This is a genomic window from Frankia sp. QA3 (assembly GCF_000262465.1).
Lineage (GTDB): Bacteria > Actinomycetota > Actinomycetes > Frankiales > Frankiaceae > Frankia.
Window position 1 is genome coordinate 1968821 of the sequence record NZ_CM001489.1, and the last position, 11109, is coordinate 1979929.

The 11109-nt window shown below is 70.6% G+C and carries 9 protein-coding genes and 4 pseudogenes; 5 read left to right on the forward strand and 8 right to left on the reverse strand.

Annotation, left to right across the window (positions count from 1 at the left end; translation table 11 throughout):
* Both FRAQA3DRAFT_RS07930 and FRAQA3DRAFT_RS07935 read left to right on the forward strand, forming a co-directional pair.
* Positions 1-336 (forward strand): annotated as a pseudogene (locus FRAQA3DRAFT_RS07930) (thymidylate kinase); the annotation flags it as partial.
* Between the two features lie 110 nt (positions 337-446).
* Positions 447-959, forward strand: a pseudogene (locus tag FRAQA3DRAFT_RS07935) (dTMP kinase); the annotation flags it as partial.
* A gap of 131 nt (positions 960-1090) precedes the next feature.
* Here the strand turns inward: FRAQA3DRAFT_RS07935 and FRAQA3DRAFT_RS32675 are convergent.
* Complete coding sequence (locus FRAQA3DRAFT_RS32675; RefSeq protein ID WP_009738553.1) at positions 1091-1795, reverse strand: SUMF1/EgtB/PvdO family nonheme iron enzyme; 705 nt, start codon at positions 1793-1795, stop codon at positions 1091-1093.
* A gap of 63 nt (positions 1796-1858) precedes the next feature.
* Entirely contained in the window at positions 1859-2335 is a 477-nt protein-coding gene (locus FRAQA3DRAFT_RS07945; protein WP_009738554.1) for an MSMEG_6728 family protein, read from the reverse strand.
* Positions 2336-2967: 632 nt separating this feature from the next.
* Between FRAQA3DRAFT_RS07945 and FRAQA3DRAFT_RS38540 the strand changes: the two are divergent.
* Positions 2968-3048, forward strand: a pseudogene (locus FRAQA3DRAFT_RS38540) (alpha/beta hydrolase); the annotation flags it as partial.
* Positions 3049-3061: 13 nt separating this feature from the next.
* On the opposite strand, the gene FRAQA3DRAFT_RS07950 reads toward FRAQA3DRAFT_RS38540, so the two are convergent.
* The 4 genes and pseudogenes from FRAQA3DRAFT_RS07950 to FRAQA3DRAFT_RS07965 form a co-directional block, all read right to left on the reverse strand.
* Positions 3062-3622, reverse strand: a complete 561-nt coding sequence (locus tag FRAQA3DRAFT_RS07950; protein ID WP_009738555.1) for an SWIM zinc finger-containing protein — start codon at positions 3620-3622, stop codon at positions 3062-3064.
* 3 nt (positions 3623-3625) lie between these two features.
* Complete coding sequence (locus FRAQA3DRAFT_RS07955) at positions 3626-5356, reverse strand: DEAD/DEAH box helicase (protein WP_035922530.1); 1731 nt, start codon at positions 5354-5356, stop codon at positions 3626-3628.
* 73 nt (positions 5357-5429) lie between these two features.
* Complete coding sequence (locus FRAQA3DRAFT_RS35860) at positions 5430-5759, reverse strand: MFS transporter (protein ID WP_009738557.1); 330 nt, start codon at positions 5757-5759, stop codon at positions 5430-5432.
* Between the two features lie 338 nt (positions 5760-6097).
* Positions 6098-6358, reverse strand: a pseudogene (locus FRAQA3DRAFT_RS07965) (MFS transporter); the annotation flags it as partial.
* A gap of 365 nt (positions 6359-6723) precedes the next feature.
* On the opposite strand from FRAQA3DRAFT_RS07965, the gene FRAQA3DRAFT_RS34745 reads away from it, so the two are divergent.
* The gene (locus FRAQA3DRAFT_RS34745; RefSeq protein WP_232291965.1) at positions 6724-7056 is read left to right on the forward strand and encodes a hypothetical protein; all 333 of its coding nucleotides are present in this window, start codon (positions 6724-6726) and stop codon (positions 7054-7056) included.
* Positions 7057-7975: 919 nt separating this feature from the next.
* On the opposite strand, the gene FRAQA3DRAFT_RS07975 is transcribed toward FRAQA3DRAFT_RS34745, so the two are convergent.
* Both FRAQA3DRAFT_RS07975 and FRAQA3DRAFT_RS07980 read right to left on the reverse strand, forming a co-directional pair.
* Complete coding sequence (locus FRAQA3DRAFT_RS07975) at positions 7976-8851, reverse strand: phosphotransferase (protein WP_083873526.1); 876 nt, start codon at positions 8849-8851, stop codon at positions 7976-7978.
* Between the two features lie 133 nt (positions 8852-8984).
* The gene (locus tag FRAQA3DRAFT_RS07980; RefSeq protein WP_009738559.1) at positions 8985-9947 is read right to left on the reverse strand and encodes a pentapeptide repeat-containing protein; all 963 of its coding nucleotides are present in this window, start codon (positions 9945-9947) and stop codon (positions 8985-8987) included.
* 443 nt (positions 9948-10390) lie between these two features.
* On the opposite strand from FRAQA3DRAFT_RS07980, the gene FRAQA3DRAFT_RS07985 reads away from it, so the two are divergent.
* Positions 10391-11109: ATP-binding protein (locus tag FRAQA3DRAFT_RS07985; protein ID WP_009738560.1), on the forward strand; the 719-nt coding region annotated here is incomplete at its 3' end.

Consider the following 11109-nt stretch of genomic DNA (forward strand, 5'->3'; position numbering starts at 1 on the left):
CGCATCGCGGTCATGGACCGCTACGTCTACTGCCAGTACGCGGTCATGCGGCTACGCGGTGACGGCGACGGCGACGCCCGGCGGGTGCGCGTCGCCTACCGCCGTTTCCCCGCCCCGGACCTGGTGGTGCTGTTCACCGTCCCGGCCACGCTCGCCCAGCAGCGGGTCGAACTCCGCGGCCGCGACCACGAGGACCTCGACCGGCTGGTCGCCTTCGCCGAGGCCTACCGCAACCTGCCGGAGGCCGCCGCCTTCCACGAACTGCCGGCGTCGGGCACCCCCGACGAGGTCCACACCGCCCTGCTGAGGCTGGTCACCGCCGCCCTGCGCCGCTGAACCCGCACACACGGAACACCCTGCTCACCGCGATGAGAGTCCGGCCACGTGGCGCGGTTCCGCGGAACACCATGATCACCGAATGGTCTGCCGGCGGCTACGATCATCGGATGCGGAGACGACGGCGCCCGGCGGTCATCGTGTTGCTCGGCATCGACGGTGCGGGCAAGAGCACCCAGGCGCGGCGGCTCGCCCGCACCCTGAGCGCCGCCGGGCGGCCAGCCAGCTCCTTCAACAACGGCGGCGGGCGCCCGCTGCTCGACGCCCTCGCCCGGCGGCTGGGCCGCCGCGACGGCCCGGACCTGCTCGGCCGGCGCGTCCACGTCGCCGTCGAGGCGACCTACCGCGGGCTGGCGATCACCCGGGCGCTGGCGCTGTCCCGGCTCACCGGCCGCATCGCGGTCATGGACCGCTACGTCTACTGCCAGTACGCGGTCATGCGGCTACGCGGTGACGGCGAGGCCCGGGGGGTGCGCGTCGCCTACCGCCGTTTCCCCGCCCCGGACCTGGTGGTGCTGTTCACCGTCCCGGCCACGCTCGCCCAGCAGCGGGTCGAACTCCGCGGCCGCGACCACGAGGACCTCGACCGGCTGGTCGCCTTCGCCGAGGCCTACCGCAACCTGCCGGAGGCTCCCATGTTCCGCGAGCTGCCCGCCTCCGGCACCCCCGACGAGGTCCACGCCGCCCTGTACCCGCTGGTCACCGACGCCCTTGGCCGCCGACTCGACCGTCCCGCGGTGCGGCCGCGGGCCACTCACCTGCTCAGGGAACGCGCGACGCGCAGGCCCACGTCGTCGAGGCGCAACGTCGGGTGGCTGCGGCGGCGCACCGAGGCCCGGCAGCTCCACGGCTCGTCGAACCACCCGCCGCCGCGCAGCACCCGGTAGCTGCCGTAGACCTCGGCGTCGTAGACGTCCCAGCACCATTCCCACACGTTGCCCAGCATGTCGTGCAGGCCCCACGCGTTGGGCTGGCGGCCACCGACCTCATGCGGCCGCTCGCCGGCGTTGGCGCGATACCAGGCGATGTCGTCGAGCCGCCCGTAGCGGGGCCCGGTCGTGCCGGCGCGGCAGGCGTGCTCCCACTCCGCCTCGGTCGGCAGCCGATACCCGTCGGCCCCGGCATCGCAGGTGACAGCGTCGCTGGCATCGTCGCCGCGGTGGGCGTCATCGACGGCTGGGGGCAGCCGGTACGCCGGCGCGAGCCCCTCGTGTCGGGACAGGGCGTTGCAGAACCGGACGGCGTCCCACCAGCAGACGCCCTCGACGGGCAGCCGATCACCCTGGATGCTGCTGGGCCGCCGGCCGGTGATCTGCGCGTACAGCGCCTGGGTGACGGGGGCTGCCGCCAGCCGGTAAGCAGCGAGCTCCACCGACCAGCGGCGCTCGGTGCGCCGGTCCGACAGCGTCACCTGCCCGGCCGGGATGGTGATCATCTCGGCGAACGCCGTCGGTTGCATCCGACGATGATCTCACCCGGATCCCGGCAACGTCTCGAACGTCGCCCTGTCGCCGCCGTCGCTTCACTGCGGCGGCCGACGTCCGACCGGCCAGAAGTAGCCCAGGGCGGGGTCGACCGCGTCGTCGGCTGCGAACAGGGCGCCGTAGTAGGCGGGATCCTTGCGCAGCAGCGCCGCGCGGTGGCTGCGGTGCAGGCGCTCGTCGCCGAGCCAGTCGGGCAGGTCACCGGCCGCGGCGAGGACGTCCTGCGGCCGCGGCGCTGCGAGCCCGGCGGCCGCCAGTTCCGCCGCGATCGAGGCGGCGCAGGTGTCCGGCCGCCCGGATCTCGTCCACTCGCCGCACACCGTGATCCCGTACGAGGCGACGGCCTCGGCATGCCCCTCCCACATCCGCACCGCCGGGTGCCGCTTCCAGCCGTAGTGCTCCCGGACCAGCGCCCGCAGCACCTGGAGGGCCTCCACCCGCTGCTTGCCCAGCCGCCGCGGGTCGAGCACGGCTGCACTGTCGGCGAAGCTCGGATAGGGCAGGAACGTCTGCATCCTCCACCGCACCCGTCCACACAGCACCAGGGGACACGACGACCGGGCGCCGAGATCGACGACCGGCGGCGTCCGTCCCCCCCTGACCTGCTGTCCTTCACCGCGCCGCCGGCGGCCAAACCGGCGCCGGTCGAGACCCGAAGGCGCCCTACAGGCTCACGTCGAGCGAACCGCATCCGGCCCTGGCGGGCACGCCGGGAACAGCCTCGTCACCACTGATCGAGAAGGGGGTGCGTGAGGTCAGCACGAGTGTCCGGACACCGGTCCAGAAGGGGTGCCGGTAAGAAACGTGTCACCAGCCGTAAACGCGGGCGATCTTGCCGCTGTACCCGCTTGGTGGGGGTGTGGGGTGCCCGCGCGATGCGGTCCGCGCCGGGTCGTCGAGGGACGCCGCCGGGCCGTCGGGCTGGCGGAGTGCGGCGAGTGGCTCCGTGGCAGCCGGCCATGGAGCGCCCGCACAAACCTGTTGGCGGCTCACGGTGACCACTGCTAGTTTGCCGGTGGCCGTGCGAGAGGACGAGGAGGTGGTACCCGTGAACGCAGTATCGACATGGGTGCTCCCCTCCGGGGTCACGGTCGGACGATAGGTCGTCCGGGAGCGCCGTTCACGAGCACTCCCGAAAGGCACGACCATGCGATTCACGTCTGAACAGCGCCTCGACGACGGCGTCCTCGAACGCGCGTTCACCCTCGGTGAGATCCCCGGACTTGTGCCGCATCACACGACTACTCGGCCACCACGAAGTAGTCGGCCGGATTGAGGGCGTTGAGCGCGATCCACCGCCGTGGTGTCGCTGCGGTAAATGCCTCAGCACTCTCCGATGAGGTGCGGAAGTAGCCCTGAACATCGAGAGTGACGCGAGGATCATCGTCGACACGCTGGGCCATTGCGTAGTAGACGGCCAGCACGTGGATACAGCGTGAAGTGTCAGCCGGGCAGGAGCAGTCGACGCCGGCGAGTGCCGGTGCGGGCGGGTGGCCGGCGTCGGTGATCGCGCGGTACAGCTCGTCGGTGAGGGCGAGCTGGACCCCGGACAACCGGCGGGAGATCTCGACTATCGCCTCCCGGGACATGGGCGCGACCTCGATGGTGACCACCGAGGGCTTGCGACCGTGCTCCACGACGGCGCGCACGATCCCGCCGTCGATCGTGACCTGCACCTTCCCGTCGCGTGCCATTCTGCGCGCACGGGGCAGTTGAGGATCGGGGCGGGTCTGGCGCAACGGCTCGGCGAACCGAACCCAGTCCCTTCCCCACATCAGGTAACCGAAGTCATTGCTGGTCATATGTCAGCTGTCCCGCTTCCGGCGAAGGACCGCGATGAGACGGTCGTCGTCCAAGCGGGCCAGCTCGGCGACACCGGACAGGTCGGCGATCTCGGAAAGCGCGGATTTACGCGAGTGCATGGCCGCGATGTGCTCCTCGACGGTGGTCCCCGTGGTCAGAGTGGTGACGGTGACGGTGCGGGTCTGGCCGATCCGATGGACCCGATCGGAGGCCTGCGCCTCCACGGCCGGATTCCACCACCGGTCGAAGTGAATGACGTCGGCTGCGCGGGTGAGCGTGAGCCCGGTGCCCCCGGCTTTCAGGCTGAGCACCAGCACCGTCGGGCCGTTGTCGGCCTGGAACCGGCGGACGATGTCGGTCCGTTGGTCCTGATTCAAGCCGCCGTGGAAGAACGGCACGGAAACACCGAACTGTTCGTCGCAGTGCCGTACCAGCATCTCGCCGGTCCGCCGGTACTGGGTGAATATCAGGGTGGGAGAACCGTTTTCGAGGTTGTTGGCCACGATGTCGGTGCAGAGGTCGAGCTTTCCCGACCTTCCTGGCAGCTCACCGAGGTCACCGGTGATCAGGCCCGGGTGGTTGCAGACCTGCTTGAACGCGGTCAGTGCTGCCAGCACCTTGCCCTGGCGCCGTACGCCGCTGCCGAAGCCGTCGTCGATCGCCTGCTCCAGCACCCGGTCGTACACCAGTTGCTGTTCCTCGGTGAGGTCGCAGATCAGATCGGCGTGGATCTTGGGCGGGAGCGAGCCGGCGACCTGGGACTTCTTCCGCATCAGCACGATCGGCTCGATTGCTCCGCGCAGTCGGGCAGCGGCGGCGAGGGAGCCGTCCGCGATCGGCCGGACGAAGCGACGCCGGAACTGCGTCCTGTTTCCGAACAGGTGCGGCGCGACCAGGTTGAGCAGTGCCCAGAGCTCCTCAAGGTGATTCTCGACAGGCGTTCCGGTCAGGGCGATTCGCGTGTCGGCCGCAATGGTTCGCGCGGCCTTCGCGACCTGTGTGCGGGGGTTCTTCAGTACCTGCGCCTCGTCGAAGACCGCGGTGACCCAATGATGCTCCGTCATGACGGGGCTGTGCAGGCGTAGCGTCGGGTAGCCGGTGAGCACCACCGTCCCGCTGCCCGCCGCTTTCAGCGGCCCGCCACGCCAGATCGTCGTCCGCAGATCAGGTGCGAACCGCGCGATCTCGTGTGCCCAGTTCCCGACCAGCGAGGTGGGACACACCACCAGGTGGGGCCCCTCCTCGGCGCGCCCGCCGAGGAAGCCGATGGTCTGCAGCGTCTTGCCGAGTCCCATCTCGTCGGCAAGCACCGCGCCGCCGTGCGCGTCGACGGTCTCGCGCAGCCAGCTCACACCGCGCATCTGGTAGGGCCGCAGCTTGGCGGTCAGCGCTGTGCGCAGTTCGGTCCCCACCGCAAGGGTGCGACGGAAGACGGCCACGGCATGCTCCGCCGATGTCACGGCGACACCGGTGGCATCGGGAAGGGCATGCGCTGCGATCGGCAGGGCCGGCTCGCCGCCCGCAAGCCACGCCCGCCAGGCATCCACCGACCGGCCGGGCGAGTCGAGGGGCGCGCCGGCGAGCGCGTCCGGCTCGATCAGCGCGCAGTCGACCTCGGACACCTCAAGCCCGTCAAGGTCCGACGTCGGGACGACCAGGGCAAGGGTCTCGACCTCACCGACCGGCGGGGCGGCCCCCACCGCGCGGCCGGACCAGGTCCACAGGGCGAACATGTGACGGTCGGGCAGGTACGTGGCGTGAACGTCGGGCACGGCACAGGAACGTTCTTGTCCGGTTCCCATCGTGTCAGTGGCTGCCCACGTCGTCGCCCCCGTAAGCGGGTTGGGTGCCGGCCCCGGACCGGGGGGGCGCCTCGCTCGCGGTGAGGCTGCCTCGACCGAAGCGATCACCCAGTGCGCCCGCGGTGAACATCAAGGTGGCGAAGGTCAGAGTGTAGGAGCCGGTGGCCCACTGGAACTGGGACGGGCTGGCGTCCAGTCTGCGGACCGGGTCCGCGAGGGTCTCCAAGGTGGTACTCAGGACGGTGTTGTCCAGCCAGATCAGCAGCGAACACAACATGAGAACGGCGAGGATCAACTGCTGCCTGGACTTCGGCAACGTTGGGGACGTGGTCATGAACACCCTCGGGTGCGATCGACAAGGATCTGACGAGTGGACCGTAGAGAATCATCCCGTCTCTGTCAATCTTCATATGCCGCGAACGAGCTGATGGTTTTCGAAAGTCACCGTGGGCATGTCGTCGCGGCTTCTGTCAATTCCTGAGAGCGGCCACCCCTGGGCATGTTTTCTCACCCCTGTCAATTAAGCGACCGGGAGTGCACCGATGGTTTTGGTGAGCCGCCGAGGGCATATCGTCGCGGCCCTTGTCAATTTCCGGGCCTGCTATTCGAGACTTCCGTGGGGTTGGATTTCGCCAGCCACCGGCCGGTGCACGCAGCGGCGACCAGGGTGACGGCGCCGGTCAGCGGGGACATGGTCAGCGCGAAGCCGACGCCGACGACTGCCAGCCGCCACCACACGTTCCCGTAGCCGGTGTCCGCATGCACGAAGCCCAAGGCCAGCAGCCCCAGCCCGGCCAGCGCCAGCGCCAGCGCCAGGCCGACGGTGACCACGATCCGGAAGCCGTACCGGGCGGCGAGCCGGCCCGCATACGGGCTGACGACGACCATTGCGAGTGAGGTGGGCAGGGTCTGCAGGCCGGCGCGCAGATTTGACGGGGTGGCCGTCCGGAGACGACGCCCGGCGCGCGGGTGCCCCTGCGGGTGTTGAGCCGGCCCCCGTGCTCCCGCAGGAGTTTCGCGAGGTAGCACCGAGGGGTGCCTGGTGGGTGCGCCTTTCCGCTGACTCGAACTCCTGGTACTCCAGCCGCAGTGATGTGTGCAGCGTATCCGGGGCGGACGTAGCGGTTCGGGAAGGCCGGGCCGAGGAGTCATCGCCTTGTTCACCGAGGCTGCGGCGCCCATACGACGATCACCTGGTGGTCGGACTGGTGACGCGGCCACCGGGCACACCCCCGCCGCTGACACTTCCCGACTCGGAGCCGCACCACCCGAGGACCAGCCGCACCGGCAGCGAGACTATGATCACCACGGCTGGAGCACCAGGGAGCAGGTACGTTCTCCACGACGAAGCGGTTGCGGATCTCCCGGTGAGCGTGAGCCTCGATTACGTAGTCATTCCCTTCCTTTTTCTGGGAGACGAAAATGGCGTGCCCGGTTGCGGAGTTGGTGAAGCGGAAGAGGCCGTTGTCCGTACGGAAGACCTTGAACACGTTGCGGCCCTCATCCGCGAAAGGATGAGCTTCAACATACCTGTCTCCGTCGCCGTCCTTGTCGTTGGACACGAAGACATACTGGCCGTTGTGCTGGACACTGAAGAACCGCACGTGATCTCCGTCGAAAAGAGCCGCTGACATGGGGTGTACTCCTCACCTTTTGAGTCATATCCTGACCAACCGCTCAAACAGCGGACCGCCGAATCACGAACCCTGCGCTGTGGTGGCGGGCCTCCGGGCTGGCCCGCCGCATCTGCCGAACTTCCCACTGTCGCCACCTGAAGTAACTCCAGTGACACTTTGTATACCCGCACAGGTTTGGCCAATACGTTCGGTCCACCCCTGGTAGGCGACGGCGGATAACCGGTAGCAACAGGACCGTCCACAAGCCCGATGACAAGATCAGCGGCACCACCCGCCATCAGGCCCGGCAGCGTCACCAGCTTGACTGCTGCCTGCGCCCAGCGACCTCGGCCGTGCTATCGATGGCCACCCCCTGGTCGGCCGCTCCTACGGCTGTCCCCACCGACCCCTGCGAGGATCAGCTAGCGCTCGGTGCCACCGTGTCCCTGGTTTCCTGATGTTGGCTTGGCCGCTCGCCGCCCATCGCGGAGAGTGGGTGATTTTCTGCGGTAGCACCCACGGTTGCCCGCGCGTACACGGGTGCTGGACGGGGCCAACTCCGGGTGCTTTTCTGCGCTGGAGCGAATGCGAGTCGCCGGCCGGGCCCGCCGCGAACTCACCGCCGCCGAACCACAGGCCGGCCAGATCATCGCCGTTTGCACCTGGTGACACGCTTCTTGCCGACACCCCCAGAACCGCACTTCGGTGAATGCTCGGCCGTCGCGTGGGAGTGCCCACAGGACGTCGACGAGACGAGGAGGCGGTGTGCATGAGAACGGCGCCACCTGTCTCTTCTACAGGGATAAAGCGGACGCCGAGCCCGGCAGAGGAGACGGGTAGCCGCTCTCTGACGCATCCGCCATGCTCGCCATGGCCGGGACGATGCCCGTGCCGGACCCCCGGGCACTCGGCCCGGTTCCGCAGAACATCATGATCACTCGCCGAGTTCCCACGCCGGCCCCGCCAACGTGGGAAGAAAGGCCAGGGCCGCCCGGAGGTTGTGCTCGGCGATGCCCCTCATGAGGGCACGGTCGGGGAAGTCGCCGTCGAGGAGCCGCAAGGGCCCGGCGACGACAGACAGGTGCATCGCCAGCGTGTAGAACGTCAGCCGCCGTTCGTCGAGGTCACCGCACGCCAACCACCGGTAGTGCTCGCCGAAACGCAGGCGTGGGAACGCGTGCTCCCACTCGACATCGAAGAACATCAATCCCTCGATGTCGATGAGGACGGGCTGCCCGCCCCGGTCCACCAGCACATGGTCCGGCCCGAGCTCACCGTGGATGAGCCCGTACCGTGCGCGGGGGCGTACCGCCGCGGCCAGGGTGCGCACCTCGGTCTCCAGGCGATCGTGGGCATGAGCGATCCGCGTGTCACGAGAGGCGGCCGCGGTGAGGTCGTCGAGGGCGCGGTCCAGGACGACCTGCTCACAGGAGTCGCCCTCGGAGGTGCCACCCTCATCGATCAGGGCGACTTTGCCAAAGCGTGGGCCCTGATGCCGCCGCATCGCGGCGAGTGCCTCGGCGAGCCGTGCCATGGTCGTCTCCATGCGGCGCGGGTCCTGGCGGAGCCGTACGTCCAGGGCGTCGCCGGGTATGTCCTCGACCACGGCGACGTCCGCCGGGTAGTGGCTTCTGCGGGGCTGCCGGTGCCGCGATCCCGCGTGATGATCCAGTAGTTCTCGGCGTCGTCCCAGAGGTAGACGATCGCGGTGGAGTCGTCGTCGAAGGTGAGGCGGTACACGCCCTTCTTGCTTGCGCCGCGCAGCCGCGTGACGCCCACCAGGCGATGTGCGGTGCCCAGTGCCGCACATGCAACGCCGTCCAGTTGTTCCCGTGTGACCACCCTGCGCGGCATGTGCACGATGTGCCTCCCCATCACGTGGTGTGTCTCCGCGTCCCGGCTGGTCTGTGTGCTGGTGGGGCTGGCGGCCTGGGTCGCCGCCGTCAGGCCGGCCAGTGCGCGGGGCGGGTCAGCGTCGCCGGCAGGGCGGTGGCGTCGTCGCCGCGGGCGGCGTCGAGTTGGGCCTGCACGACGAACAGCGCGCCGCGCAGGTCCGCGCCGCTCAGGTCGGCGCCCCGCAGATCCGCCCCGCGCAGATCCGCGCCGCGTAGATCGGCGCCCCGCAGGTCCGCTGCGATCAGCAGGCGGCCGGTCAGCTCCGCGCCCCGCAGGTCGACGCCGGCCAGGCGTGCGCCGACCAGGTCGACGCCGAGGTTGCGCGCAACCCCCGCGCCGCGATCTCGTGGTCGTCCCGCCCGTCCCCGTCCCTGGCTGCGGGCAGGGCCACGGCCCGCCGTGTCGCCCCGCCCGGTGCGCAGCAGTGCACTGGCGCGGGTGAGCAGGTCGTGCACGGTGCGGCGGTGGGCGGGCAGGTCCGCGGCGAGCAGGGCGTCGGCGTCGGCGTCGGCGAGGGCGACGGTCGCCGCCGTGATGGCCTCGATCTCGCCGAGCAGGCCGGCACGGCCGGCGGCGCCGGCCGGCGGACGGGTGGTGGCGGGACGAGCTGCGTCCGCCTGCGCAGTGGCCGGGTGTGCGGTGGCCGGGTGTGCGGTGAGCAGGTCGCGGGACTCGGCGAGGTGGTGCAGGGACTCGTGCAGAGTGCGCATGACCGCGAACGCGTCGAACATCCGCGGGGCGTCACCGGGATGGGTCCGCCAGTCGCGACCGGCGAAGGTGACCTGGCTGACCTGCTGGCCGGCGCCGAAGCAGTCGAACACCGCGCAGCCGCGGAACCCGCGGGGGCGCAGCTCGTCGTGTACGGAGCAGCCGTGGTGGGCATCGAGGTGCCGGCACGGCGTCCCGGGTGCCTTGCTGATCGGGAAGTCCGCCGAGGCGGTGAAACCCGGGGCGACGCAGCACAACGCGAAGCAGCGTGAGCAGTCCGCGCGCAGCGGCGGGTCGGTCACGGCGGCCGGCCTCCTCCACGTCGACGGATATGTCATGCTGGCGGACGCGACAGCTTCGGGAGGAAGCCGGTGCGAATCCGGCGCGGTCCCGCCACTGTCACCGGGAAGTGCGTCTTCCCGGATGGGCCTACCGGCGCGACGCGGCGCGGGCGGGCACATCCGGTGCTCGTCGCGCCCGAGCTGGGAGGACCCCCGGCGCCGGGTGGGGCGGCGGGTCACGGCCGCACCAGGCGGCTGGAAGGCCGAGGGCGCGCGCCGATCCGGGAGCCAGGATACTCCGGCCGTCGCAGGCGATGACCAAGGGCGAGGACCCTCCGGGAGGACATCAGCATGCCTGCAGCCCCACCGTCACACCAGCCCCACCAGCCCCACCAGCCCCACCAGCCCCAGCGGCCCCAGCGGCCCCAGCGGCCCCAGCGGCACGTGGTCGCGGGGGCGCGGGCGTGGTGAACTTCCCACTGTCCGCCGTCGTCGGCGCCGACGACCTGCGCCTGGCACTGCTGCTCAACGCGGTCAGCCCGACGCTCGGCGGCGTGCTCGTGCGCGGGGAGAAGGGCACCGCCAAATCCACCGCCGTGCGGGGTCTGGCCGCGTTGCTGCCCGGTGTCGAGGTGGTCGTCGGCTGCCGGTTCGCCTGCGCGCCGAGCGCGCCGAACCCGGACTGCCCCGACGGCCCGCATCCCGACGGCGCGGCGCAGGCCACCCGGGCCGCGCGGCTCGTCGAGCTGCCCGTCGGCGCCTCCGAGGACCGGGTCACCGGGTCGGTCGACCTCGACCGTGCGCTCGCCGAGGGGGTCAGCGTGCTGCGCCCGGGGCTGCTGGCCGCCGCCCACCGCGGCATCCTCTACGTCGACGAGGTCAACCTGCTCGGCGATCATCTCGTCGACCTGCTGCTCGACGCCGCCGCGCTCGGCGTCGCCCACGTCGAACGCGACGGGGTGTCGGTGCGTCATCCGGCGTCGTTCCTGCTGGTGGGGACGATGAACCCGGAGGAGGGGGAGCTGCGCCCCCAGCTGCTCGACCGGTTCGGGCTGACCGTGCAGGTCGCCGCCAGCCGCGACCCGGCGCTGCGCGCGCAGGTGGTGCGCCGCCGGCTGGCGTTCGAGGCCGACCCGGGCGGGTTCGCCGCCGCCTGGGCGCCGGCCGAGGCGGCCCTCGCCGC

What these genes read in the sequence shown, in the direction of transcription:
- FRAQA3DRAFT_RS32675 (WP_009738553.1), bottom strand. Translation starts at nt 1,795, where the DNA reads ATGCAACCGACGGCGTTCGCCGAGATGATCACCATCCCGGCCGGGCAG.
- FRAQA3DRAFT_RS07945 (WP_009738554.1), bottom strand. Translation starts at nt 2,335, where the DNA reads ATGCAGACGTTCCTGCCCTATCCGAGCTTCGCCGACAGTGCAGCCGTG.
- FRAQA3DRAFT_RS07950 (WP_009738555.1), bottom strand. Translation starts at nt 3,622, where the DNA reads ATGACCAGCAATGACTTCGGTTACCTGATGTGGGGAAGGGACTGGGTT.
- FRAQA3DRAFT_RS07955 (WP_035922530.1), bottom strand. Translation starts at nt 5,356, where the DNA reads ATGTTCGCCCTGTGGACCTGGTCCGGCCGCGCGGTGGGGGCCGCCCCG.
- FRAQA3DRAFT_RS35860 (WP_009738557.1), bottom strand. Translation starts at nt 5,759, where the DNA reads ATGACCACGTCCCCAACGTTGCCGAAGTCCAGGCAGCAGTTGATCCTC.
- FRAQA3DRAFT_RS34745 (WP_232291965.1), top strand. Translation starts at nt 6,724, where the DNA reads ATGATCACCACGGCTGGAGCACCAGGGAGCAGGTACGTTCTCCACGAC.
- FRAQA3DRAFT_RS07975 (WP_083873526.1), bottom strand. Translation starts at nt 8,851, where the DNA reads ATGTGCGGCACTGGGCACCGCACATCGCCTGGTGGGCGTCACGCGGCT.